The sequence below is a fragment of the Novipirellula caenicola genome, from assembly GCF_039545035.1.
In the GTDB taxonomy this organism is placed as follows: domain Bacteria; phylum Planctomycetota; class Planctomycetia; order Pirellulales; family Pirellulaceae; genus Novipirellula; species Novipirellula caenicola.
The window spans coordinates 284,750-309,653 of record NZ_BAABRO010000003.1; the positions used below are offsets into that span (position 1 = coordinate 284,750).

The 24,904-nt window shown below is 55.1% G+C and carries 19 protein-coding genes; 11 read left to right on the forward strand and 8 right to left on the reverse strand.

What is annotated here, in order from left to right; translation table 11 throughout:
- Positions 1 to 120 precede the first annotated feature (120 nt).
- From ABEA92_RS08440 to ABEA92_RS08450, 3 genes are all read left to right on the forward strand, one after another.
- Positions 121 to 477: a MazG nucleotide pyrophosphohydrolase domain-containing protein gene (locus tag ABEA92_RS08440; RefSeq protein ID WP_425572406.1), complete on the forward strand. Its 357-nt coding sequence runs from the start codon at positions 121 to 123 to the stop codon at positions 475 to 477.
- A 26-nt stretch (positions 478 to 503) separates the two neighbouring features.
- Complete coding sequence (locus ABEA92_RS08445) at positions 504 to 2,816, forward strand: hypothetical protein (protein WP_345683380.1); 2,313 nt, start codon at positions 504 to 506, stop codon at positions 2,814 to 2,816.
- Between the two features lie 78 nt (positions 2,817 to 2,894).
- Entirely contained in the window at positions 2,895 to 3,833 is a 939-nt protein-coding gene (locus ABEA92_RS08450) for an ABC transporter ATP-binding protein (RefSeq protein WP_345683381.1), read from the forward strand.
- An 11-nt stretch (positions 3,834 to 3,844) separates the two neighbouring features.
- On the opposite strand, the gene ABEA92_RS08455 is transcribed toward ABEA92_RS08450, so the two are convergent.
- The 4 genes from ABEA92_RS08455 to ABEA92_RS08470 all read right to left on the reverse strand — a co-directional run bounded on the left by ABEA92_RS08455 (position 3,845) and on the right by ABEA92_RS08470 (position 8,501).
- Positions 3,845 to 4,330, reverse strand: coding sequence for a hypothetical protein (locus ABEA92_RS08455; protein ID WP_345683382.1), 486 nt, complete (start codon positions 4,328 to 4,330; stop codon positions 3,845 to 3,847).
- Positions 4,323 to 4,583 carry a hypothetical protein gene (locus ABEA92_RS08460; protein WP_345683383.1) on the reverse strand — a complete coding sequence of 87 codons (261 nt, stop codon included), beginning with the start codon at positions 4,581 to 4,583 and terminating at the stop codon, positions 4,323 to 4,325. Before ABEA92_RS08460 ends, ABEA92_RS08455 begins: the two co-directional genes overlap by 8 nt.
- 135 nt (positions 4,584 to 4,718) lie before the next feature.
- Positions 4,719 to 5,765, reverse strand: coding sequence for a DNA polymerase III subunit delta (holA, locus tag ABEA92_RS08465; RefSeq protein WP_345683384.1), 1,047 nt, complete (start codon positions 5,763 to 5,765; stop codon positions 4,719 to 4,721).
- Between the two features lie 189 nt (positions 5,766 to 5,954).
- Positions 5,955 to 8,501 carry a hypothetical protein gene (locus ABEA92_RS08470; RefSeq protein WP_345683385.1) on the reverse strand — a complete coding sequence of 849 codons (2,547 nt, stop codon included), beginning with the start codon at positions 8,499 to 8,501 and terminating at the stop codon, positions 5,955 to 5,957.
- 106 nt (positions 8,502 to 8,607) lie between these two features.
- Here ABEA92_RS08470 and mnmG point away from each other — a divergent pair, with 106 nt between their 5' ends.
- Positions 8,608 to 10,434, forward strand: coding sequence for a tRNA uridine-5-carboxymethylaminomethyl(34) synthesis enzyme MnmG (mnmG, locus tag ABEA92_RS08475; protein WP_345683386.1), 1,827 nt, complete (start codon positions 8,608 to 8,610; stop codon positions 10,432 to 10,434).
- 264 nt (positions 10,435 to 10,698) lie between these two features.
- Here mnmG and ABEA92_RS08480 read toward each other — a convergent pair whose 3' ends face one another.
- The gene (locus ABEA92_RS08480; RefSeq protein ID WP_345683387.1) at positions 10,699 to 12,054 is read right to left on the reverse strand and encodes a rhomboid family intramembrane serine protease; all 1,356 of its coding nucleotides are present in this window, start codon (positions 12,052 to 12,054) and stop codon (positions 10,699 to 10,701) included.
- Between the two features lie 535 nt (positions 12,055 to 12,589).
- Between ABEA92_RS08480 and ABEA92_RS08485 the strand changes: the two genes are divergently transcribed.
- The 6 genes from ABEA92_RS08485 to ABEA92_RS08510 all read left to right on the forward strand — a co-directional run bounded on the left by ABEA92_RS08485 (position 12,590) and on the right by ABEA92_RS08510 (position 21,010).
- Positions 12,590 to 13,177, forward strand: a complete 588-nt coding sequence (locus ABEA92_RS08485; protein WP_008700604.1) for a response regulator — start codon at positions 12,590 to 12,592, stop codon at positions 13,175 to 13,177.
- Between the two features lie 307 nt (positions 13,178 to 13,484).
- Positions 13,485 to 14,801, forward strand: a complete 1,317-nt coding sequence (locus ABEA92_RS08490; RefSeq protein ID WP_345683388.1) for a sensor histidine kinase — start codon at positions 13,485 to 13,487, stop codon at positions 14,799 to 14,801.
- Positions 14,802 to 15,197: 396 nt separating this feature from the next.
- Positions 15,198 to 16,673 (forward strand): Asp-tRNA(Asn)/Glu-tRNA(Gln) amidotransferase subunit GatA, encoded by a 1,476-nt coding sequence (gene gatA / locus ABEA92_RS08495; protein WP_345683389.1) that lies wholly within the window; start codon positions 15,198 to 15,200, stop codon positions 16,671 to 16,673.
- Positions 16,674 to 16,764: 91 nt separating this feature from the next.
- Entirely contained in the window at positions 16,765 to 18,234 is a 1,470-nt protein-coding gene (gatB, locus tag ABEA92_RS08500) for an Asp-tRNA(Asn)/Glu-tRNA(Gln) amidotransferase subunit GatB (protein ID WP_345683390.1), read from the forward strand.
- A 661-nt stretch (positions 18,235 to 18,895) separates the two neighbouring features.
- Positions 18,896 to 19,405, forward strand: coding sequence for a cytochrome c nitrite reductase small subunit (gene nrfH, locus ABEA92_RS08505; RefSeq protein WP_345683391.1), 510 nt, complete (start codon positions 18,896 to 18,898; stop codon positions 19,403 to 19,405).
- A gap of 51 nt (positions 19,406 to 19,456) precedes the next feature.
- Complete coding sequence (locus ABEA92_RS08510) at positions 19,457 to 21,010, forward strand: ammonia-forming cytochrome c nitrite reductase subunit c552 (RefSeq protein ID WP_345683392.1); 1,554 nt, start codon at positions 19,457 to 19,459, stop codon at positions 21,008 to 21,010.
- Positions 21,011 to 21,230: 220 nt separating this feature from the next.
- On the opposite strand, the gene ABEA92_RS08515 is transcribed toward ABEA92_RS08510, so the two are convergent.
- The 3 genes from ABEA92_RS08515 to ABEA92_RS08525 form a co-directional block, all read right to left on the reverse strand.
- A complete protein-coding gene (locus ABEA92_RS08515; RefSeq protein ID WP_345683393.1) occupies positions 21,231 to 21,587 on the reverse strand; it encodes a VOC family protein in 357 nt (118 codons plus the stop codon).
- Between the two features lie 358 nt (positions 21,588 to 21,945).
- A complete protein-coding gene (locus ABEA92_RS08520; protein WP_345683394.1) occupies positions 21,946 to 22,317 on the reverse strand; it encodes a hypothetical protein in 372 nt (123 codons plus the stop codon).
- Positions 22,318 to 22,613: 296 nt separating this feature from the next.
- The gene (locus tag ABEA92_RS08525; protein WP_345683395.1) at positions 22,614 to 22,943 is read right to left on the reverse strand and encodes a hypothetical protein; all 330 of its coding nucleotides are present in this window, start codon (positions 22,941 to 22,943) and stop codon (positions 22,614 to 22,616) included.
- A 309-nt stretch (positions 22,944 to 23,252) separates the two neighbouring features.
- Here ABEA92_RS08525 and ABEA92_RS08530 point away from each other — a divergent pair, with 309 nt between their 5' ends.
- Entirely contained in the window at positions 23,253 to 24,893 is a 1,641-nt protein-coding gene (locus ABEA92_RS08530; RefSeq protein ID WP_345683396.1) for a hypothetical protein, read from the forward strand.
- Positions 24,894 to 24,904: the final 11 nt, after the last annotated feature.

The following is a 24,904-nucleotide window of genomic DNA, read 5'->3' on the forward strand; positions in this document are numbered from 1 at the left end:
GTTATTTTTCCGGCACCGGTGCTCCATGACCGTATCGCCACGAATCCATTGCTCGATTGTTTTAGCGTCTTGTTTCCGCTCAGTTCTTGCTCGTCTCGTATTCCAAACGGTTTCATCAAGTTGTCTGAAATTCCCCCCAGCCGAAATTCCGAGTCGACCGACTCGGCCGCTCGAGAACTCTCGATCGTCGATCTGCAGCAGCACATCCATCAGATGTATTACGAGAAGGATGTCGCGCGTGGCGTCGAAGGCACGTTCATGTGGTTGATGGAAGAGGTAGGAGAATTGTCATCGGCATTGCGAGGGAACGATCGCGAGAATCTCGCCGAAGAGTTTGCGGACGTGATCGCGTGGTTGGCAACGATCGCCAACGTCGCTCAGATTGACCTGAACGCCGCGTTGGTTGCCAAATACGGTCACGGTTGTCCCGGTTGTCACCGGTTGGTTTGTGAATGCCCCGATTCCGAAAAGCCGTGAATCCAATCAAGTTAAGCTCCGATTCTATGAACCCATCGAACGTGATCCGGCCCTGCAGACTGTTGTTTCTCTTGGGATGCCTGTGCATCTCGCTCGTCACGCTGCAGAGTGCCGCTGCGGAGGAAACGGCATCGGTGGCGGACAAGCCGAGTTCCCAAGCATCTGAAAACTCAGCATCTGCGAGCTCCGCACTTGCAAACGATGTGATCATTGGAATCAATGGTCTCTTTCGAGTCGGGTGTTGGACCGGAATTCGACTCGAGTCCCAGCCGACGGCGCCTGTTCGCGTCCAAACCGAAGATGGCGACGGGGTTTCGGTAAGCTACGTTCGCGATTTCGCCGACACCGACTCTGCCGGTTCGAGTTGGACGTATGCGATTGCCGGCAGCGAAGCCGCTCCGTTGATCGCCGAGCGTGCCGATGGCAGCCAAATCGTCACACGTTTTCCGCCCATCGGAGCGCCATCGCGTGAATCGTCGCAGGTGCCGCTCGGCATGCCTTGGATTGTCAGTTTTGGTGATCCACTAGGCGTTCATGAAATTGGTGAAAACCGAATTTTGAAGCGAGATGCGTCCGTGGCGGTTTCACAACCCACCGCCGCGGATCAGCTTCCCGATTCGGTGATGGGGTACGAAGGAGTCGATTTGATCATGGTCGGTGCCGGCGGTGCCGAGTTGTTGGCCTCGCTCAGCTCCGCACAGCAGCAAGCTATTGTCGATTGGGTGCAATCCGGAGGCCGGATCGTCTTGATGCTTGGTGGTTCGTTGCCGGAAATGCAGTCGGCGGCACCGTGGTTATTGGACCTGTTGCCGACGCCCCCCGGTTCTCAGTGGACCGTCGTTGAATTGGATCCCTCGGCGATCGAAACCTTCACCTCGACGCAAAACCCTTTGTCATCGTTCCTGGGCGCCAAACTTCCCAAGGGCGTGGGAGAGGTGATCATCACGGGGCGAACGACGCGGCGAGTCAGTACACCGATTGCCGCAGAGTACATCGTGGGGTTGGGCAAGATGACGGTGATCGCCGCGGATTTGCATGCGGAACCTTTTGTCGATTGGCCGCAGCGATTGGATTTGGTGCTCAGTTTGACTGGCTCGCTGTTGCAATCCACGGACACGCCGTTTGCCAAGACCAACCGCTCGACCGCGTATGATGATTTGGCAGGCCAGATGCGGTCCACCTTGGACCAATTCGACAGCCAACGCCGGTTTGGTTTTTCGTTGGTCTCACTGATCGTGCTCGGTTTGATTGCGTTGATCGGGCCGCTGGACTACTTCTTGGTCAATCGCGTTTTCGGCAAACCACTTTTGGGCTGGCTGACGTTTCCCATCATGGCGATTGCCATTTCCGTGCTGTTGGTATTGCAGGCTCGCGTGGTGTCGGACACCGAGCCAAACGCGACGGCAAAGGTTGCGTCCGGTGCCGGTGAGCAAGTGAAGCTTGCGGCGTCGTCGGCACCGACATTGCACAGCAATCGCTTCGAGATTGTCGACATCGATTCGGCCAGCGGACGGGGCAAGATGTTCACTTGGAACACCATCTATTCGCACGATGCACGCCAATTGGATGTTGCGGTGGCCGCGAGCCCGGCGTTTGAGGGGATCGCCAAACGCATCGATTCGAATCTAACGTTTCCCTTTGGATTTCCCGGCCGATCGTTCGGCGCGATCCAGGTCAGTGGCGAGAGTGCTCGTTTGCCCGGCTACGAGGTCCTGCTTCGATCCCGCGACAATACGTTGACCAGCCAATTAGATGACGTCCCGTTTGCGCCACGTAGCAGTAAGTCGATTGCCAGCCAGATGCGTTTTGTCGCCGACGTTTCCGAGGATCTGTCGATGCGGCGGCGTAGTGGTAGCGAGCTGCTCGAAGGATCGCTGCGGAATCCATTTCCGGTCGACGTGCTCAATGGCATGCTGATTTATCGCAATTGGCTGTATTTGCTGCCGACACGATTTCCAGCCGGCACCTCGATCGAGTCGGTTGATTCGCTGCGTCAAAAGAATTTCCGTTGGCAGCTGTCACGACAAAAAGCACTGGAAAGCTCGACCGAAACCGAGTCATGGGACCCATCGTCGACCGCGAATCTAGAACGATTAACCGAGATGATCATGTTTCATGACGTGGTCGGAGCCGAACGGTACACGGGGTTGCGTCACGAGGTACTTTCGTTCTTGGATCTCAGTGATGTGTTGACTCGCGAACGTTGCATTTTGATCGGAAAGCTTGCACGTCCGGTGACCCAGTTCCAAAACCAAGGCGATCAAGACGAACCCATTCATGTTGACGAAACTCTTTCGCTGATTCGGTTGGTAATGCCAATCAGTGCAAAACGACGATAACCCAAAAAGCGGGCGTCCTAACCAGGCCGTTCGTCCATTTGTGATCGCAACCATTTACATCGAAAGCGAAGACCACGCGTGATCAAGACAGTTGACTTAACCAAAAAATATGGCGACGCGTTCGCGATCAAAGGGATCGATTTGGATCTCCAAGCCGGTGACTTGTTCGGCTTTATCGGGCCCAATGGTGCAGGCAAAACGACCACGATGCGGATCATCGCCACGCTATTGGAACCGACTTGGGGCGAGGCCTATGTGTGTGGCCACAGCGTGCATACCCAGCCCAAGGAAATTCGCCGGCTTGTCGGCTATATGCCTGACTTTTTCGGGGTGTATGACGACATGACCGTGGTCGAGTATCTCGAGTTTTTTGCTGCGGCCTATCGTATCAACGGAAAACAGCGAACCGATCGCGTCAATGAAATGCTCGATGTCGTGGACCTCGAATTTAAACGCGATGCCTACGCCAACACGCTTTCGCGTGGTCAAACTCAACGTCTTGGATTGGCGCGTACGCTACTGCACGACCCGCAAGTCCTGCTGCTTGACGAGCCGCTTTCGGGGCTCGATCCGCGAGCCCGGATCGAGATGCGGAATCTGCTTCGCAAGCTCGGTGAAATGGGCAAAACCGTGATTGTCAGTAGTCACATTCTGCCCGAATTGGCCGATGTTTGTAACAAAGTCGGGATCATCGATCGTGGTGAATTGAAGCAGAACGCCAAAGTCACCGAAGTCATCAAGATGGTGCGCGAACACACCGTGTTGGTGATTCAAACCGCGCAGCGCGAGCAGATGGATGATGTCGCCAAGTTGCTGCAAGGGCACGAGAAAGTGCAGGGCAGCGAGCCCGGCGATGATGCGATCCGCATCGTGCTAAAAGCAGGTGTGGAAGATTACAGCGATCTACCGAAACTGCTAATCGAAAATGGGATCGCGTTGAAACGATTCAGCGAAGAAGAGCTTGATCTCGAGTCCGCGTTCATGGCACTGACCAAGGGCACCAGCCGCCGCATGTAGACGTTAAACAATTACGACTCGCTTGAGGGAAGGTTTTCAAGGTCAATTTTATCTTGAGGTCTCCCGGATGCTTGCTTCATTCTTCTTAGCCAGTGGAGGCTCGCGAAACGCAGGGAACCGATTGTTTTAGCCGTCGCGAAAAGCTCGTCCAAGGGTTCGCCAGGTAGGCCTGGAATAAAATCAAACAAGTCGAGGTAGCCCAGTTTAGTACTGAGCATCATCAGGTGTTCGCGGGCAATGTATTCGGGCGTAATGGGAACTGTTTTCTCAATCCCCGTTTCGGGATCCAGCTCATTGCTAATCCAACATCCCTCTAGTTTGGATAGCACTTCATAAAGTGCTTTCACGCTTTCATCGGATCGTTTGAAGATGATATCGACATCTTGCGTGGCTCGCGGGAAGCCGTGGTAGTTGACAGCGTGTCCACCGATGATCACGAACGGTACGTTTGCTGTGGCCATTGTTTCGGCAATGCGTAGCGGCGAATCATCATTCATCGCGCAGTCCGCATTCGTGTTTCATCTCCATCTCTAAACGCTTGACATTTGAAGCTCGTCGCTGATGGTGGTTGCGTTTGATAAATGCTTCGACTGCCTTCGGGTTAGATCGCATCGTTGCAATGGCGGCTTGTTGAAGCTGGCGAGACAGAGCTAAGCACTCTTCCGGTGTCAGTGCGTGCATCTGCTTGCGTCGCCAAGCGTTCGCTTTTTCATTTGCAGCCGAAATGTGGTCGGAAGTTGGTTCGATCATCAGTCAGTTGAGCATTTTTCTGGAAAGGCGTAGGGCTGATTCCCGCTAATTTTAAGCAAGTCGATCGTAGCGTTCTACGGATTCACTTCATGTGGCGGAAAAAACAGCGCTTTTGAAATCCAAGCCGCAGCTTTGCTACTTCTGCGGCGCGGCTTTGGCTAACCGCATGACCAGATGTTCGAGTAAGAATCGATCGCGTCCATCGGCGCTGTGCGTTCCTTTGAGCCGGAGGTCGGCGTCCAGTAGCCAGGGCAGTAGCTGTTTGCCGCGGGCTCGCCCGAGGCCTCGCAGCTGAGCTTTGGATTGTTGGATGTCCGAGGGGCGGTGGATTCCCGCCGATGCCAATGCGTCTTCGAGCTGCACCGAGCGGCCTTCGCGTTCACGATGCTCGACCACCGCGGTGGCCATCCCCAATCGACGCAGCGACCAAGCGATCTGTGGCAGAAGTGCGATTGGCCGCTGACCGCCGCTCATCAGTTTGTCTAATTGCAGCAGCGCCTCGGCAGCGTTGCCGGTCGCGATCGCTTCGGTGATTTGCCACACCGTTTTGCCTTGCCATCCGGCGACCACTTCCCGCACGAGCGGTTCGTCGATCGTTTCTCCGGGCGGTTTGTAAAGTGCCAGCTTGGCGATCTCGGTTTCAATCATCCCGATCTCTTCGCCCAGCATTTCGATCAGGGCGTCGGCGGCTTCCCCAGACAACGCAGCGCCATGCCGTTTGGCGACATAGTTGCACAAAAATTTGCGACGGTTGGCTGCGGTGATCCCCAGCTTCTTGTCGGTGCTGGCGGTGCAGGCGACGGCCAAGTGGTCGCCCGCAATCGCTTTGTACAACTTGGTGTTCGACGCCAACGTTGTCATTTCCATGACAAAGCGGTTGGACTCGCCTGGATTAGCAGCATACTTCTCCAGCTCCGGACGATGATTCGACACGAATTTGTCGGCATCGCGGATCACGATCGTTCGTTTTCCATCAAAATCAAACAGCGACGCAGTGGCCAGGTCATCACGGAGATCAGACCAGCGAACCGTTTCACCATCAAACGAGGTGACGTCGCCATCAGAAGACAACGCCGAAATAACCCATGTCCGTAGCGTGGTGTCGGGACCAAACACGGCGGCCATCGACGGCAATTGCGCCGGTGGCTTGGTTAACATTTCAAAGGCGTTCAGAATCGCCATCAGTAACTTTTAAGCGAGTGTTTCGAGTGGGGACTGCCAGGGCTCCAGCCTAAAGACTGTGCTTTGCAAACGCCACCGGTGGCAGAAGTTCGCCTGCGACCGGAGTTTAGAGGCGACCGGAGTTGTGCCGCTCCTATTGATGACCGCCTGGAAGCCGATCCCTCATCCTGACCGGCGAGGCACTACTCACTAATTGTACGTCGATTGGTTGCGAGCGGCAGTGTGCTCGTTGTCCGATGGCATCGGGAGCCCGCTGATCGGCAGGAAACCGCGAATCCGAGCACGTGGGGCCAACCCCTGCGTGTCGATCGGGCGATCCAGGACGTAGCTGCCCATGTTGCCCGCATTGTCGGTCGCGTCGATGCGTAGATACAGTTGACGCGGCAATTGCGGATCGGCGGGCCAAACATAGTCGCCATCGTTTCGAAGTCCCGCGGCGATCGTGGTCCACGGACCTTCCACATCGTCGCTGAACGACAACGTGATCGGCCGCGTCATCAAGTTGGCGTCGTCACAATCGTAGCGAATCACCAATGATCCCGTGCGGTCGCCTTCGCCATATTGAGCCCCGGTGATTCGCACCGTCGGCTTGCTCTGGTCAACGACCACGACAATATCGGGGCTTTCGCCCGCCTGTGGTCTCGGGCTGGTTAATCCGTTGGAACTGACGACGACGATGCGAAAACCAAAGACACCTTCTTCCTTGGTTTCAATATCAAACGGACTGGCATTGTCAGGGTCTTGGCCCCAGAACTTCCAACTCTTGCCTCCATCGGTGCTGCCGTACAGTTCCACTGATTCGACGCCGACGATTCCTACAGCCTCGAGTTCATATTCCAAGCTGAATCGATTCGAGTCGCTGAACCGAGTCGGAACACGACCACCAAAGGTGGCCGAATCGATGCGTGACTGCAACGCACGTTGTGCACTGTAGTGATCGTCGGCGGTGGTGGTAGGAACCGCCCATTGGGTTTGCGGTTCATTGGGATTGCCACTCACGGTGGCAGGTCGTTTTTCAACCCGTTTCTCCGGTGGTGCCGGGCGTATGGGACGGTCGCTTTTGGTGATCTCGCTCTTGTCGATCGGCCGCATCGCTTCGGCAGGCGTTTTAGGTCGCGCCGCTTCGGTGGTTTCGGGACTTGTTGGTGCTGCGGCCGCGGCCCCGGTTCCAGGTGCAAACAGCGTGGGACCTTTGCGGGACGGAGTCGCAGGTCGTGGTGTTTCGTCAGCACCAAACGGCAGCGTGACTTGCTCTGGCGTGGCAGGCGAGGGCAACTCAATCGCACCTGGCCGCTGGGCGTAACGTGGCAACGGAAACGCGTTTCCGATTTGCCCAGCAACCTGCCCGCGAACCGGGTTGTGTGGCACCGTGGCGGTTTGTGGCATCAGGAAACCCGTTGCGGCTGGCGTTTGCGTTTGCGTTTGCAACTTTGGCTGCGCGGGCTGGCTTGGTCGAGTTTGCAAGCTCGGTGGAACTTGCAAGCTAGGCGGGACTTGCAAGCTGGGTGGCACTTGTAAACTGGGCGGCGTACTGACACGGGGCGGTGCTGCGGGGACGGTCGGCACTGCGGGCGCGGTCAGCACAGGGACCTTCGCCGGCGGAATGATCCGTCGCGTATTGGCTGGGCTAGGTGGCGCCCCGGTGAGCGGTGCTTGAGCATACGCGTGTTGAGTTTCGCCGGCAGGCGTGTGCCCACGAAATTGGTTCAGCGGAGAATCACCACGGATCGAGCCGTAGTTCGCGGCGATCTTTGGCGTCTCGCTTTCAGGCTTTTTGCGATCCAGTTTGATGATCGGGCTCGAACCGCTCGTAGGATCGCTTTCGGCCGGACGAATATACAAATCGGTGGTCGATGGGGACGACGAAGCCGTTCGGTGTTGAACCGAGATGGCTTTTAGCTGCGGTTTGGCAAACGGAGCCGCGGTGGGCACTTCGCTGTCGCGGTGATCGCTGGCGGCAAAGCGGTTAGTTGGCAATGCAGCCAATCGTGGCCGCTGCAGTCGCTTCATTTGCACGGTCTGGTTGCCCGCCGAGTCGATCGCAGTGACATGGATCGATAGTTGACGCCAATCTTCTTTGGGAAGAAACGTAAACGAACGATCGTCCCCTTCGGGTTGGACCGGAATCAATCGCCACTGAGATTCCACATCGCTGGCGTAATAGATCCGCGTGTCCGAAATCGCGGTGGCGTCTTCGATATCCATGCGGCAGCGAACCGTGCCATCGGCATCGCCGTCGGCATGCAGCGTCATCAGCGGGCCAGTCGTGTCGACGACGACCTTTAGCTGCGGATGAATCGGGCCCGCCGGGTGGGCACTGCCGCTGGAATCGAGGGTTTGGGTCGCAAACAGATAGACGCCGTCTTCGTCGCTCGAAAATGCGAATTCACGGATCGTCGGCGGTTTCGAATCAAAGTGTTCCCAGCCCGAATTGCCGCCGCGATTGACGTACAAACGCACTTCCACCGGACGCGATCCGGCAGTGTCCACGTTGAATGGGATTTTAAACGAGCGAGAATTGAGCACTGCAACCGGTTCGACGGTCGAGCTGGCTGCCGAGACCGCATAACTTGGCGGCCGTCCTTTAGCAGAACCCACCTCGGTTGATATGATGGCGTCAGTGCTGCTTGTTTTTAGAGCCGGCGAGTCTGCATGAGCATGTACTGCTGTGATAGCAAATCCCGATCCGCTTAGCGCGAATACCGCAGCGGCGACGGCTTTCTTGGCGGTATGCATCTTGTCGATCAGCCTTCAAACACGGAAAACGGTGTCCTTACCTATCCTCTCCGGTTCGACTCGCTCCCCTTTCCTTCTTGATCTATTCACCCTGCGACGTGATTCCATGACAAAGTCTTCTTACTCTTATGACGTTATTGTCATTGGTGCCGGTCATGCGGGCACCGAAGCCGCAGCCGCTGCGGCTCGTGTGGGAGCAAAAACCGCGTTATTGACGACCAACCTGGACACGGTGGGGCAAATGTCCTGTAATCCCGCTATCGGGGGTGTTGCCAAGGGGCAGATTGTCCGCGAAGTCGATGCGTTGGGCGGATTGATGGGGCGAGCGATCGATGCGACCGGCATCCAATTTCGCCTGCTCAACTGCCGAAAAGGCCCGGCGATGCACAGTCCACGGGCTCAAGCGGACAAAAAAGCCTACCAAAACCACATCAAATGTCAGATTGAACAGCAGCCCAATCTGCATCTGCGGCAAGAAACGGTCGTGGATCTGATCACCGAAACGGTCGATGGCAAAACCCGTGTCGTCGGAATCAGCGTGGTCGGCGATGCCGAGTACCTCGCTCCGACCGTAATTTTGACCACGGGCACCTTCCTCAAAGCGATCATGCATACCGGCGATGCCAAAACGTCCGGGGGCAGGGCAGGGGAGGGGACCACGACCGGAATCAGCGGGGCGCTGAACCGATTGGGTTTCGAGGTCCAGCGGTTTAAGACCGGAACGCCGCCACGGTTGAACTCGCGAACGATCGATTACTCGCAACTCGAATTGCAGCCGGGCGACGACAATCCGCAGCCGTTTTCGTTCATAACTGGATCGTTGGCTCATTGCGAGCAATTGCCTTGCCACATCGCCTACACCAACGATGCGGTGCATGAATTGATCCGTGCCAATTTGGACCGGGCGCCGATGTACAGCGGCCAAATCAATTCGCGGGGGCCACGCTATTGTCCTTCGATCGAAGACAAGGTCGTCCGCTTTGCCGACAAAGATTCGCATCAATTGTTTCTCGAGCCTGAAGGACGTCAAACCGAAGAGGTCTACGTCAACGGAATCTCGACCAGTCTGCCACGCGACGTCCAAGACCAGATGTTCCGTATGATCAAAGGACTCGAGAATGCTCAAATCATGCGTTACGGTTATGCCGTCGAATACGACTTCTGTCCTCCCACGCAATTGTGGCCGCATTTGGAAAGTAAGGCGGTCGAAGGATTGTTCTTGGCCGGGCAAATCAATGGCACGACCGGTTATGAAGAGGCCGCTGGTCAAGGTTTAATCGCAGGGCTAAACGCCGCCCGTAAAGTCGCCTCCAAGTCGCCATGGGTACCCACGCGTGATCAAGCCTACATCGGTGTTTTGGTTGACGATTTGGTGACCGCAGGAACCGATGAACCCTACCGTATGTTTACTAGCCGGGCAGAGTATCGGTTGTTGTTGCGACAAGACAATGCGGACCGCCGGTTGACCGCCGCGGCCGACGAGCTCGGGTTGATTGATGCGCAGCGTCGTGATCGTTTTGCCAACAAGTTGTCACAAATCGATTTGGGCATGGAGCTACTAAAGAGTTCCCGAGTCGACAACACGCCCGGCGATGTCTATCTGCGTCGTCCCGAAGTTGACTGGAACGTGATGTGTAGCCACGTCGAAGGACTGCGTCAGATCGACGAAGATGCTGCCACGCAATGTCTGTATGACATCAAATACGAAGGCTACATCACGCGGCAAAAGATGGAGGTCGAAAAGCACCACCGGCTCGCAAGTAAGCAGATTCCCCAAGCGTTCAGTTACGATGCCATCGGTCCGCTACGCCAGGAAGCGCGAGAGAAACTGAATCGAGTTCGTCCGCAAAATCTCGATCAAGCCAAACGAATCAGCGGCGTCACCCCGGCCGATCTCGCCTTGGTACTCGCTCACCTCGAACGCAAACGATAAGCCGTTAGGCAGTTAGCAGGAGTCTTTCAGTAAATTGGCCGTTTTGGTGATTGCCAGGGTTCCGGCACTGAACCGGGGCTAGCGCCCAATTGGGGGCGCTGTGAAGCATTTAGAGACGACAAATTACAGCATTTGTATTCCGTAGCTACGCTCGCCAGAGCGTGGATGATTGCCAGCCAGTGCAATTCACCACCTTCTCGCGAAGGTAGCTACGATCTGGCGAAGGTCGCTACGAGAAAATGCTTCACCGCGTTGGCCCTACAGCTACTGCGACACTGAAATCTGTTTCAGTAGTTGGTCACGCATTGTGATCACTTTTTGGTTGGCCTCGTTCATCGCGTCCGGCGGGATCACGATTCCACGCAACGTGGTCTCAGCTGCTTGCCGATTCTTTTGAACAGACCATTGGATTTGGCCGATTCGCAATCGTGCTTGATTCGACTGAGCTCCACCGTGAATCGCGACGAGTGTGAGAGGTCGAATCGCTTCGACATACAGCTTCTTGCTTGCCAATAATTTGGCGTAGGCTGCCAACAGGGTATCGGATAGTCCGCAGGTGAGTTTCAGTTGTTCCAGTCGCTGGAAGTGTTGTTGTGCGATGATGGCACTCGATGAATCAATGGCCTGTCTCAGCAAGTGCACCAGTCGGTTGAATTCCGGATGGTCCTGGGCGTTAGGCTTCTCCGCTGCAACCGCAGGTGTCTTTGGCTTTGCGAGTAGCTTCGTTAACAGCGGATTGAAACCGGGTTTGGCCGCCGCCGCAGGTTGGGGCGTCTCGGTTTTTACCGTGGCGCGGCGGGTGGCGGTGGCGGTGTTCATGGCCACCGGGGTGGGGCGATTTCCCAGTGCCGCTGCGATCGGGTCTTCGTGTTCGATCTTTTTGCGAGACTTCGCGAGACGCTGCTTGTCGCTGCAAAACAAATTGTATTGTTGTAGCCACGCGTTTCGCGAAATGACGTCCCAGCCTTCGCAGTCCACCCAATCCTGCCGCAGCATCAATAGGCCAATCGGTAATCCTACTGCCACGCCGATCAAGTGCAGCATTTCCGACGACATCGAAAATCCTCCCAACGCCAAAAACACAAGCTGCATCATTAGAAACGCCGACGCGAGGCTGATGATTCGTACCTCGAACGTCCCCATGCGAAAGCCGACGACCCAGAAACAGTCCATTTCATTTTCAGGAGCCCACAACATTGCGATCACCAGCAACGAGAAAATGACGCCCGAGGCTCCGAGTGCCCCGCCGTCGCTGCCCAGGATAAACATGGGAAGCTGGACAATGATGCCGCCGACCAAGGCCATCAAAAGGTACAACGCCAAAAACGGCAGGTTTCCTATCTTGCCTTCGACAACCAATCCAAACGCCCACAGGAACAACATGTTCCCCAGCAAATGCATCAGGTCGGCGTGCATGAATGCGCAGCTAATCCACTGCAGCGGATTGATCGTGTCGAATTGAAGGATCAGCCACTCGATCGACTCGACTTCCACATTGCCCAAGGCGACCTGAAGCGTGGTGAGACAAAAGATCACAATGTTGGTCGCGACTAGGCCACCAGTCACGATTGGTAGGTGGTAGACCGGAGCATCGGTCGTGTAGGGGGCGATAAGAATCATTGGCAGATGAGTGCACGCGGTAGATCGGACGCAGAGCCTCCACAGGAGTACAAGTTAATTGGAGCATCCGGCGAAGTCGCGTTCCACTAATTCTGGGTCCTGCACGCCCCACAAAATCCAAAAAACGCGGGCTAGAATCCTTAAGTTCCGATGAATACGGGACTTATGGAATTCAAATCGATCTTGACCCACTGTGTCAACTCGATAGAATTCGTTGGTGAGGCAAGCTTGGTAAGGCAGGGGGACTCGGAGTTTCTTGCTGCTTGCGTTTTTCGCACACTTTAGCTCGGTAATGTGCTAGTGCGGGGGACGGGAAGGTTGCTAAACAAAGACTCGTGGTGAACGGTTGGGTGACTTGTGTATCGGATGCACAACGAATCATTAACTTACATTTGCTAGCAAGTGACATCATGATGGTCTGTCTTTGGACGAGACACGCTGTATTGGGCTGCATGTTGCAATACGCCGAGGTCGTGTTCAAAGCTCCAGGATTCACAATGTAACGGCTCGTCATGCAGGGAGGATGGTTTCTGCCATGACCATTAAGACGGTCTTCACGACAGGCGAAGCGGCCAAGATTTGTAAGGTCAGCCAGCAAACGATTATCCGTTGTTTCGACAACGGTTCGTTAAAGGGGTTTCGTGTCCCCGGAAGTAAATTCCGACGCATTCCACGTGAACAACTTTTCATGTTCATGAAGGAAAACGGAATTCCCACCGACGCACTTGAAAGCGGCAAGAAGAAGCTGCTGATCGTGGACGACGATCAAGATTTGGTCGAACTGATCAGCGAAGGTTTTTCGCGTGACGGGCGTTTCGACATCCGCACCGCAAACAACGGGTTCGACGCCGGAATGGGAGTGAAAGAGTTTCGCCCCGATCTGGTGATCTTGGACGTGATGTTGCCCGATATCAACGGCAAAGAAGTATGCCAACGTGTTCGCAGCGATCCCGCGATGGATATGGTCAAGATCCTGTGTATCTCGGGGATGGTCGAGCACAACAAAGTCGACGCTTTGAAAGCGGCCGGTGCAAACGATTTCATGCAAAAGCCGTTCGCGATCGATGATTTGATCAACCGATCGTGCGACCTGCTCGAAATGGAACGCGGCGTGATCAATTAAACGGTCACGCGAAAACGGAATTCGGCTTCGCTCCAGCATCACAGGATAGGCTCCGATCCTTTCAATGTGGGATAGGCTTCCAGCCTGTCAAAGTCGCATTGGCATCCAGCCTGTCATCGCCGTAGCGAAGCTCAACAAGACTTTCGATGTCGTTACTAAACGATTCGGAAACCCACGCCCGAATTTTCGTGACCCTGAAACTTTACGTTGACAAAGCACCACCTCTCGGTGACAAACGCAGGCGACCTGCCTACCTCGACGTGGTGCAAACTGAAACAAGTGCGACACGGATGGTCTTCTTAGCGTGATGTCCCCAACCCACTTGTTGCCCAGCCTGCGTTTCGAATCCAGTCGATGGTGGCTGCCCCGTTCGCTCGTTGCTACCGAGTGTTTGACGGGGGTGCTGTTGCGCAGCCATGAAACGGATTTGTTGGCCGCTGGCGAGCAAGGCGTCGAAGGCGGCGTTTCGCAATCGCCGGATCCGATCACGCTCCAGCGAACAATCGCAGCATTGCGGACCGATCCGCCGCTGTTGATCTTCGCCGCTGCGTCGTTTCCCGGTGATTCGACGTCGTTAACCGGTTTGGCAGCTTGGCTTGCCGAAAACGCAATCACACCGTTTTCCGAGGGTGATGCGTTTTTAGGGGCGCCCGTGATCACGTCCGCAATCCGATCACGCTGGAGCGAACTGGATGCGTATTTTAGAACGCTGCCGGTCGAACAATGGCTTGCAGAGGCGACGCTTTGGCTCGAGGTGACCGGCCCAAGTGTTGCTGCGTCATGGCGAGATCGATGGCCGAGTGTCACCTTCACCGCAGCAGAGCTGAACGGTGTGGCTCCTTCGCCTACGCCTGGGATGGCGGCGGCCGAGATCGCGGCGGCCGATTCGCTGCATCAGCTTGCTCGGCAGATGCAACACACCCGCACGCTCGAGCGATCGTTTGATCGTCGACTTCATACGCAAAAACTCGCTGCGCTCAAACAATTTGCTTACGGACTCAGTCACGAGATCAACAATCCGTTGGCGAACATCTCGACGCGAGCCCAACAATTGAAGCAGGGCGAAGCCGACCCGCAGCGAAGTGCGTCGCTGCAAAAGATCGTCGACCAAGTCTATCGAGCTCACCAGATGATTGCCGACTTGATGTTCTACGCGAATCCGCCGTTACCGGAGACCTCGCAGTGTGATCTGAACAAATTGGTGCGATCGGTTGCGGATGAATTTGTCGACGAGGCTGATTCGTTATCCATCCGATTGGAAACCGAGACTTCTGTCGACGAGCTCGTGCTTGATCTTGATGAACCGATGTTTGGCGAAGCGCTGCGAGTCTTACTGCGAAATTCGATCGAAGCGATCGGATCATCCGGCACGATTGTGGTCTCGGTCGTCTCCGAGGCGACTCGCATCTTGATTCACGTAGCCGACAGCGGTCCTGGACTCTCACGTGCGGCACGTGAACATGCGTTTGATCCCTACTTTAGCGGCCGCGAAGCCGGCCGCGGGCTTGGGCTCGGGCTGTGCCGAGCCTACCGGATTGCCAAGTTGCACAACGCCGACATCACGCTCGCCGGTGGGGCAGCCGGTTGTGTCGCCACGATCACAATGGGTAGGTCGCCCGCGTAGCGGATAAAATCTTCGTTCCCAAGCTCTGCCTGACGCCGTCAACGATATTCCTAGTAGCTACCTTCGCTAGAAGGTGGTGATTCACAACGGACGCGAACAATCCACGCTCTGGCGAGCGTAGCTACGAAACGCAAATGCTGCAATTTCCAGCCTGAAGATTGTTCATGGTGTTGGACTCTGGCTGGGAACGCACTTCTTTCGAGGCTCCCGCTTCGTCTCTTGTCGCACCGCAGCAAACGCCCAAATTGGCTGCCGCAACGGCAACGCTGCGAGCATCCAAAATCGCCGAAGACGCTAAAAACATCCAAAACATAGCCCGGTAGTCGGCTGGCCGGCGATCTCCAATAATTCTTTTTCGCTTGAACACGTTTCCACTTTACGATTGATGCAGAAACCATGCTAGATTCCGCCTTGGAATTGGTTCGATTGCAAGAAAATGGCGATTTAACCGCAGTTGAGATTGCTGAAAAAGCTTTGGCGTCGGTCCGCGACACCCAAGACTCGATCAACGCATTCACTCATGTTGCGGCGGAACAGGCCATCGAGGCGGCTCGACGCGTCGATGCCAAACGCGCCGCTGGCGAGCCGCTGGGCATCTTGGCTGGCGTTCCCGTGGCGGTCAAAGACGTGCTCTGCACCAACGACATGCCGACCACGTGTTCCTCGCGAATGCTCAAAGATTTTCGCCCACCCTACGATGCCACCGTCGTCAGCAAGCTTCGCGAAGCCGATGCCGTGATCATCGGCAAAACGAACATGGACGAATTTGCGATGGGCGCCAGCACCGAAACCAGTGCATTTGGGCTGACCCGAAACCCCTGGGATACCAATCGCACGCCAGGCGGCAGCAGCGGTGGCGCGGCCGCTTGTGTTGCAGCCGGCTCGGTGCCGCTGAGTCTGGGGACCGATACCGGTGGTTCGATTCGGCAACCCGCCGCGTTCTGTGGGATCACGGGGATGAAGCCGACTTATGGACGCGTCAGCCGTTATGGGTTGGTCGCGTTCGCCAGCAGCTTGGATCAAGTCGGCCCGATGGCGTGGTCGGTGCCCGATGTCGCGCTTCTGTTGGAAGCGATCGCTGGATTTGAACCACGCGACTCGACTTCGCTGAATCAATTTGTACCCAAGTATACCGATGTACTGCAGTCGTCCGATTTACGTGGCTTGCGAATCGGTGTACTCAGCGAGACTGCGGAAACTGCAGGTATCGATCCGGCGATCATGGACGTCGTCAACGAGGCGGCCAAGGTGTTCCAGAGTCAAGGTGCCGAGATTGTCGAAGTCAATCTGCCACACAGCAAGTATTGGGTTCCCACCTACTACGTGATCGCTCCTTGTGAAGCCAGCAGCAACCTGTCGCGATACGATGGTGCTCATTACGGTCATCGCACCGATTCGATCGACATGCACAGCCCCGACGGCCCGCTTGTCTCGGCTTATTGTCGCAGTCGCGAAGAAGGATTTGGTTCGGAGGTCAAACGCCGCATCATGGTCGGGACGTATGCGCTGAGCGAAGGTTACACCGACAAGTATTACAACCAAGCGTTGAAGGTTCGCCGTTTGATCAAAGGCGATTTCGACGCCGCATTCTCGCAAGTCGATTTGCTGCTTGGCCCGGTCACACCATCGACCGCATTCCCGCTGGGCGACAAAATTGACGATCCACTGCAAATGTACCTCTGCGATTTGTTCACGGTCGGTGCCAATCTAGCTGGGTTGCCCGCGATCTCATTGCCGGGCGGAAGCGATTCGTCAGGTTTGCCAATTGGCATTCAATTGCAAGCACCTGCGCTTGAGGAGTCGCGTTTGCTATTTGCGGCCAACGCATTTCAAACCGCCACCGATCATCACCAAAAACGTCCTTCCCACTGATTTCACGCTGTATTGCCTTTTTTCAAGACACTGACTTGCGAGTCCGCACACGGCTCGTGATCGCACCGTCACCCCCCATTCACTTGCGCCAATGTCCACTCATCAAGTCACCACCGTCATCGGGCTGGAAGTTCACGTTCAACTCAAGACAAAAACGAAACTGTTTTGTGGTTGCAGTACGGAATTTGGGGCGCCGCCGAACACGCAGGTCTGTCCGGTGTGTCTGGGACTTCCCGGCGCACTTCCGGTGATCAACGAAGCAGCGATCGATTTGGCGATCCGCACCGGGTTGGCGATCAATTGTTCGATCCCAGAGATGACCAAGTGGGATCGCAAGCAATACTTCTATCCTGATTTGCCCAAAGGGTATCAGATCAGCCAATTCGATTTGCCAATCTGTGCCGATGGTTATCTCGAGATTGTCGACCCCGCCGATGACGAAAGCACTCGCCATATCGGCATCATTCGGGCGCATCTCGAAGAGGATGCGGGCAAGAGTATGCATGACGAGGTCGCCGGAAAGAGCGACACGCGAATTGACTTGAACCGCTGTGGCACGCCGCTACTGGAAATCGTTAGCCAGCCCGATCTGCGTTCACCGGCTGAGGTCCGCGAGTATTTGACGCAGTTGAAATTGATTCTGATGCATTTAAATGTTTCGGATTGCGAGATGCAAGAAGGCAGTCTTCGTGTGGACGCGAACGTGAACCTGCACATCGACACCGATGGCAAAAAGATCGCCACTCCGATCGTTGAAGTCAAAAATATGAACAGCTTCCGCGCCGTCGAGCGGGCGCTAGAGTATGAGATCGAGCGACAGTACATCGATTGGGAAACCGACGGATTGACGATCGATGATCGAGCCAAAACAACACGCGGCTGGGACGATTCGAAAGAACGTACCTTCATTCAGCGTGAAAAGGAAGAGTCGGCCGATTATCGTTATTTCCCCGATCCTGACTTGTTGCCCATTCGAATTCCCGCAGAACGGATCGAACAAGCAAGGCTAACGCTCGGCGAATTGCCGCAAGCGACGATTCGCCGTTTGCAGGACCAACACGGGTTGAAAGCCTACGATGCCAACGTGATCGTCAATCAAGGCCCGGCATTGATTGGCTATTTCGAACGCGTCGTCGAAGTATCCGGCGACGCCAAGCGATCGAGTTCGTGGATCCAGCAAGACGTGATGCGAACGCTCAAAGAACAAGACACTTCGATCGATGCGTTCGCTGTCTCCAGTGATCAGTTGGGGGCACTGTTGAAAAAGGTTTCCGCTGGCGAGATTGACAACGCGCGCGCTCGCGATGTGTTTGCGTACTTGCTTGAGCATGATGTGTCGGTAGACGAAGCGATGAAGTCATTGGGGATCGAAAAGGTCGATAGCAGCGAGTTGGATGCGCTCTGCCAAGAATTGCTGGACGCGAATCCGCAAGTCGTTGCCGATGTGCAAGGCGGAAAAGTGCAAGCCATCGGGGCATTGATCGGCCAAGCTAAAAAGAAGAACCCCAATGCAAATCCCGGCAAAGTCCGTGAAACCTTGCTGCGGCTGATCCAGTCCTAGCCCAGCACGGACCGATGTGGGTAGGAAGTTACTTTCCACTCGTTGCGATCGCCCACAGTCAACGCTGTGAAGCACTTGTCCGTAGTAGCGGAGCTCGTCAAGAGTTTCGGGGGCCTACACCATGCAGCGAAAGTCGTGACGACTTGTTGATTTATTGAGCCGTGACGCGTCAGCGGCCGGGTCCCACGCGGTACCCGGTGCCTTACGGCCAATATCATCTACATTGGTACTGGCCGGGTGTTTTTGTAGCGGAGCGGCGCGAGCCGCCCGGTCAATGTCGAACGTTTAACTCGCTGCAACCGGACGGCTCGCGCCGTGCCGCTACCAACGTCGATGGCATTGGATGCTGACGACGCCGAGCCGAACTCCGTGTTCAATTGCTCGTCGCGCCAACTCTATCTTTGCACTTTCTAACGGTCGCTCTGATCCCATTCGCACACTTCTGTGCGTCGATGCTCGGTTGAAAATAAGGCCGTGAATATCCGCTGAATTTTTTTGTTCGGCGTTCAATTTGCGGTTGTCGGCTTCGAACGTGGCCTAGATGCTGTAGCATCGCTACAGGCCACAAAAGGTTGTTGATCGCATCGCGTTCAGCGGCTCAAGTTGCCGGGCCAGCGGCAACGTGTTGCAACCTCCTTATCTGAAAGTAGTCGAGCGGCGGATGGAACCATCAATACCGCAATCATCCGAGAACGCCACGAAGTCACCCGCCGGATGGCGTCGCTTTGGTCGTGTTTCCCTCTTTTTTGTCGTCTTGGTCGGGATGCTCGTCGGGTTAGGCACATTCACGTTTGGGTACGGCAAAGGGGCCAGTTATATGAGTAGCGACCCGGTGATGTGTATTAATTGTCACGCGATGCAGAGTCACTTCGATTCGTGGCAACACTCGAGCCATCATCACGTTGCGGTTTGCAATGATTGCCATTTGCCTCACGATGCGATCGGCAAATGGGTGACCAAGGCGGACAATGGTTTCTTTCACTCGCTGGCGTTCACGCTGGGCAACTACAAAGATCCGATTCAAATCAAGCCGCGAAACAAGCGAGTGACGCAGAGCACGTGTGTCGATTGTCACAGCGATTTCGTGCATTCAATGTTGCCGGCGGTCAAGGGCGAAGACATGCAGTCGTGCGTGCATTGTCACGCCGACGTAGGCCATGCCCAGCGTTAGTGTTTTATTCTGCTTTTTTACTCACTTCTCTTTGAGCATGGTTTTCGTTAAATGGAATCCAAAAAATCACGCGGTTTTGGCTTGTTGATGGTGCTGACGACTTTGGTAGCGATGGCTACGGTCGGTGTCGTGGCGGTGCTTGTCAGTATCTTTGAACGTAAGCAGGAAGCGAGAAAACCTTTTGTGCGATTGGTCGAAGTCAACGAAGTGAGTACCGACCCCGAGCCGTGGGGCGTCAACTTTCCGCTGCAATACGAAGGTTATTTGAGAACCGCCGATACCGAGCGTACCGAATACGGCGGGAATCATGCGTTCACGCCAAGTAAGCTCGAGCAGGATCCTTGGCTGAAACGATTGTACGACGGCTATGCTTTTAGCGTCGACTATCGCGAAGCTCGCGGGCACGCCTTTATGCTGCACGATCAAGAGGTCACCAAGCGGGTGACCGATTTCAAACAGTCCGGTGCCTGTTTGCATTGCCACGCCTCGATCATTCCGACCTATCGCCGAATTGGACTCGAGCAAGCGGGGGAAGAGGTTAGCGAAGCGAAACTGGCCGAAGGATTTTATCAAGAGGCGGTAATGGCGGGGTTCCGAGCGGTCAGCCGCAAACCGTACGAGGAGGTTCACGCCGAGTTGCTAAGGACGTATGACGGCGTCACCGAGGCCAGCGAAGGCGATCCGCATATGGGAAGTGCCCATCCGGTTTCGTGCATCGATTGTCACGATCCGGACACGATGAAGATCCGTGTCACTCGTCCTGGGTTCATTGATGGGATCGCAAAACTTGCTCGCAGCGACGATCCCGTTCCCCACTTGCCAAGCATTCAAAAGTGGCGTGATTCAGGCTCAGAGACCCCTTACGACCCCAACACCGATGCGTCACGTCAAGAACTCCGCTCGTTCGTTTGTGGGCAATGCCATGTTGAGTACTACTGTGCCAACAAAATGACCTTAACCTTCCCCTGGGGCAACGGGCTGAAGGTCGAGGATCTCGAGCAGGAATGGGATGAAACAGAATTCCCCGACGACGGTGGCGAGTTCTATGACTTTGTTCACAAAGAAACCGGAACCAAGGTTTACAAGGCTCAGCATCCTGAGTTTGAATTGTGGAGCCAGGGGATTCATGCTCGCGCCGGAGTCAGTTGCAGTGATTGTCACATGCCGTACGAGAAGCAAGGGGCGACCAAGGTCAGTAGCCACTGGGTTCGCAGCCCGATGCTGAATATCAACAAGGCATGTCAGACGTGTCACAACGTTTCTGAGACCGAGTTGCAAGCGCGCGTCGATACGATCCAGGATCGGACACGAGCACTGATCGATCGCGCGGCAGTCGCGATGACCGAGATGCTTGATGCAATCGTGATGGCACAAGAAAACGGTGTCACCGAAGCTCAGTTAAAACCGATCCGTGATCTGCAGCGCAAGGCGATGTGGCGGTTGGACTACATCAGCAGCGAAAATTCGAAAGGCTTTCATGCTGACCAAGAAGCCGCGCGGATTTTAGGCGAATCGATCGACTACAGTCGCCAAGCCCAAGCCGCCGCCTACAAGCTAGGCTGGAAAGCCAACGAGTCAGGATCCAACAAAGTGGCGACGAAGTAACTGAAACTGTAGCGAAAGTCGTCAAGACTTTCGGTCACCTTTGCCGTCCCAGTAGCGAAAGTCGTCAAGACTTTCGGCCATCTTTGCTGCTCTCGTAGCGAAAGTCGTCAAGACTTTCGGCGGATGATCGGAACAGTCAAAGACTCGTGCATGGCAGTTAGAAACTCGGCATTCCGAGGTAGTTTGGATAGCGCAAGTTTAGTTTCGATTCTTGGGACCACTATTGCGCTTGTGTCAACTCGATTCGATGTCCATCGAGATCACTTACCACGGCACGTAGCCCCCAGGCGGATGGTTTGGGGGGACGGATGGATTTACCGCCAGCGCGTAATAAGTCAGAAAACGCAGTCTCAACGTCTGACACTACGAATCCGATGCGAGTCTCGGTCGTTGGCGGAGCATCGGCGGCAAGAGGGTAAATCTCAAACGTGCAGTTTGCCAGTTCGGCTGCGTAATGCTCCGGACCATTGCCGTGTCGGTGCTTAAGGAATTCGAGTCCTAGGGCGGAATAGAACGAGGATGCTTGCTCTGCCTGGTGCGACCGAATGACGATCAGGTTACATCTAACTTGGTTCATCCGATTTCTCTGATTCAGGTGGTAAGCATGCGTCAAATCTCGCGGCCAAAAGAATGGCAAAATGATGCGGGCGACAGAAAAAGGAGAAGGCCATCAGAGTCCGCGTCCGGCACGGCACGCCCATGCATCCTCATGTTCTAACCTTCCATCTTTTAACCACTCTTTGCTTCGAGGGTGCGCCCGTCGCAGTGACCGTCGGATCGAATAGGAGATCGCAGAGCAAGCGGAATTTTGCCAGTTTCCCCCCGGAGACACTCCTTTCCCCCTGTCGGTTGCCTTTTTCGCGCGTCGACGAAGCGAATGGAAATCGCGAAGACCTTTCGCAAAACACGGAGTGGGCCGAGTCTCGATCGCTCGTTCAATCGGTGGCTGGTGGATCGTCGGTCGGTGAATCGGTGGAGGTTCCGCATGGTTCATTGGCCGTCTCGGCACCCGACTGGGCCGCCTCGAAGCGATCACGGTAGAGCCATCGTACCCAGAAACGAGCTTTTCGTAGTTGAGGATCGTTTGGGTCTGCGGTGTGACGTTTGCCACGGCGGGTGCGAAGCAAGACGCGGCCTTCTTCGGTGATCGATTCGACGACCCAGTACTTATCGACGGTGTACCGATACAGATTGCCCTTGGACGCCGCGTGCACATTTTCAGCACGTGGGCCGGGCGTCGTACTGCTTTTTTGTTTGCGATAAATCACCCAATCGCCGGGGCGGAATGAGTGCTTGAACAAGATCATCACATCCTCCATGAGTATTGGTTACGTGACGGTATTCGTTACGTGACTGGCTGCCGTCATTATGACGTGTTTCTAGTAGCGGTGTCAGGGTGGATCCCCCCATTAGTCGATATGGGTTATCGCACCCGTTTGCGATTTGGATGCTGAAACCCGAATCAACGGCGACCGTCATGACCGGTCACCAGAGATGATCCGTCAACGACAGCGTGTACAGACAGTGCATATGGCAGCAGAGGATGTCGCCGCGGTGGTTAGCCTTGCTAAGGCCAGCGGCATGGGAATCGTGCAAAGCCGCCTTAGGAGAATCCAAGCCGTTTGCGACCATTCTCGGCGGTGACATCATGTTTCGCGCCGTGCCGCTTGCCGCGGTCCGCAGCAGCCGGATCGTGTTGATTGCGGCCGCTTCCGTACGTCGTCACGATCGAGACGCCGCATTCCAATCGGAGCCATTTTCGTGCGGCGTCTTGAACCGCCATCGTGCGAGCATGCACCAAGGCGGTTTCGCTGACCACTTCGCTCGGTTGGCCTGCGTCATCTTCGTCAGACGAATGGTGGCGAGGCAGACCGCGAACATAGCCTTCGGCATACGATGCACCGCTGCCACGCGAATGGCCGCCGTATTGCAATTGGGCCGCCGTCGCAATCGTCAGTAACAGTTCGCGAAACAGCGGAACTTTCTTTTATGACAGAGACTGAACCCCACTTCGTCTCTTTGTAAAGATCACCGTTTGAGACGCTGGCAATCCAGTTGGGTGTTAAAGCAAGCGGGTTTTGCCGTTTATGAGGGACATTTGGATTTACCGGTCCGATTAGTTGGGTTTTACCAATTCTCAAGAGTGTTCACTTTTCTGGATTGAGGGGTTGTTCCGAACTACCTCAGTGGGGTGCGGTGTGTCGTTCTTGCTGAGCCCATCGAATGGAGTGGTAGTTATGGAATGGAGTCAAATATGAGGCATCGAGAAATATCCGCTTTCTCTCGGAAAACAAATGCTCTGCTTGTGATTTCAATCGGGTGCATCTATCTAACTTTTTTTCATTTGCTATCGGCTTGTTTGCTTGCTGGTGATTTCGAGCAAGTTGCCACCTGGGCGGCCGGTGAAACGGCTGTAGTGTCTGAGCCAGCAGTCCCTCCGGTGACCTTCACCGAAGCTTCCTGCATTTATACGAGTGACGAAATTGATCTTGAGATGCGATTTCACCTTGCCATTGCCGAGTCGCTCGAAGGGAAATATCGAAAAGCGGTAAGAGTGCTAGGGCAACTCGATACCGAGGACACAGCTGCTCTTTACGCGGCTGCCATGTGGAATTTCGAGAGTGGTGATGTGGAAGGTGGTGTTGCGATTCTGGAGGAACTTGCATCTCGATCCGATGCACCCAAAGAAACTAGCAAGTATCTGGCGGCCGGATATCTGCATCTTGATCGAGCGGTTGAGAGTGAGATGGCTGTCGATCTTTACCTGAGCGAAAACGCAAAGGATTCTTATTCGCATTTTTTGCGAGGACTCGCTATCCTGCGTCAGAATCAACCAGAGCGAGCAGAACACTCGCTGCGAAATGCGGGTTACGACGAAAGCCAGATGACGCAAATTCAGCAGGTCGCGATGCAGGTTCCGGTCGATGTTGCACAGCGCCTCGGTACGATCACCGGTACGCAGGCAGCGACAGGGAGTCTTGTGGACAGCCGTAGAATCCCTGACAAGAATTACAACCTGACTATCCTATTCGCTGGCGAGTTCGACAGCAACGTGCCACTGCAGCCGAAGTTTTCAGGACTCGGATCAAATATCGATTACGAAGACTATCGCTTTCTAATGGCATCGTTCTTAGATCTGCAGTTGTTGACATCTGATGTCGGTAACCTTGGTCTGGTCGGTAGCACCTACAACACGTTTCAGGTTGACTTGAATCGTTTCAACATTCAGGACTATATGGGCGGCGCCTACGTGAACGGGCTGCTGTTCGAAAAACTAGTTGGATCCCTCCGATACGAATTTCATCATACTTTGGTTGACGAGTCTCGATTCGCAAGCGAACATCGTCTGACGCCCTCGCTCAGTCGGTTGAGCACGTACGGTCATACGACGATGTTTTACGAGTTCAATCCAGTCGATGCGCGTGCTCCCGCCTTGATTGCGGCTCAAGAGCAGTCGGCAGAAACCCATCGTTTTGGTGTCACTCAAGCTCTTTACACCTTTGGTGGAAATGGGAGAGTCTATGCGGGTTACCAGTACGCTGAAACGAACGCGGACGGCTCTGACTTTGACCGTACATCCAATATGGTAACCGGGCGAATCGAGCGGCCATTTTGCGATAGCTGGATTGCCGACTTGGATGTTCGCTTTGTCTGGGACGACTACGACAATCCCAATAGCCTCGATTTTTTCGGTCGTCCCCGAGACGATGATCGGTTGGAAGTTCGTACAGGATTGCAGAAAAATTTTGTTCGACCCGTTAGTCTTCGTCTCGACTACACGTACATCAACAACGACTCATCGGACACTGAGAACTTGTTTGGTGTGCAGTTCTACGACTATGCCCGACACATTTTCAGCACGCAGCTGATTTTCACACTGTAGCTCTACACGGT

Bases quoted from the DNA above. Each gene is read 5' to 3' on its own strand.
- ABEA92_RS08445 (WP_345683380.1), top strand. From the start codon at position 504: ATGAACCCATCGAACGTGATCCGGCCCTGCAGACTGTTGTTTCTCTTG.
- ABEA92_RS08455 (WP_345683382.1), bottom strand. From the start codon at position 4,330: ATGAATGATGATTCGCCGCTACGCATTGCCGAAACAATGGCCACAGCA.
- ABEA92_RS08460 (WP_345683383.1), bottom strand. From the start codon at position 4,583: ATGATCGAACCAACTTCCGACCACATTTCGGCTGCAAATGAAAAAGCG.
- holA (WP_345683384.1), bottom strand. From the start codon at position 5,765: ATGGCGATTCTGAACGCCTTTGAAATGTTAACCAAGCCACCGGCGCAA.
- ABEA92_RS08470 (WP_345683385.1), bottom strand. From the start codon at position 8,501: ATGCATACCGCCAAGAAAGCCGTCGCCGCTGCGGTATTCGCGCTAAGC.
- mnmG (WP_345683386.1), top strand. From the start codon at position 8,608: ATGACAAAGTCTTCTTACTCTTATGACGTTATTGTCATTGGTGCCGGT.
- ABEA92_RS08480 (WP_345683387.1), bottom strand. From the start codon at position 12,054: ATGATTCTTATCGCCCCCTACACGACCGATGCTCCGGTCTACCACCTA.
- ABEA92_RS08485 (WP_008700604.1), top strand. From the start codon at position 12,590: ATGACCATTAAGACGGTCTTCACGACAGGCGAAGCGGCCAAGATTTGT.
- ABEA92_RS08490 (WP_345683388.1), top strand. From the start codon at position 13,485: ATGTCCCCAACCCACTTGTTGCCCAGCCTGCGTTTCGAATCCAGTCGA.
- gatA (WP_345683389.1), top strand. From the start codon at position 15,198: ATGCTAGATTCCGCCTTGGAATTGGTTCGATTGCAAGAAAATGGCGAT.
- gatB (WP_345683390.1), top strand. From the start codon at position 16,765: ATGTCCACTCATCAAGTCACCACCGTCATCGGGCTGGAAGTTCACGTT.
- nrfH (WP_345683391.1), top strand. From the start codon at position 18,896: ATGGAACCATCAATACCGCAATCATCCGAGAACGCCACGAAGTCACCC.
- ABEA92_RS08510 (WP_345683392.1), top strand. From the start codon at position 19,457: ATGGAATCCAAAAAATCACGCGGTTTTGGCTTGTTGATGGTGCTGACG.
- ABEA92_RS08515 (WP_345683393.1), bottom strand. From the start codon at position 21,587: ATGAACCAAGTTAGATGTAACCTGATCGTCATTCGGTCGCACCAGGCA.
- ABEA92_RS08520 (WP_345683394.1), bottom strand. From the start codon at position 22,317: ATGATCTTGTTCAAGCACTCATTCCGCCCCGGCGATTGGGTGATTTAT.
- ABEA92_RS08530 (WP_345683396.1), top strand. From the start codon at position 23,253: ATGGAGTCAAATATGAGGCATCGAGAAATATCCGCTTTCTCTCGGAAA.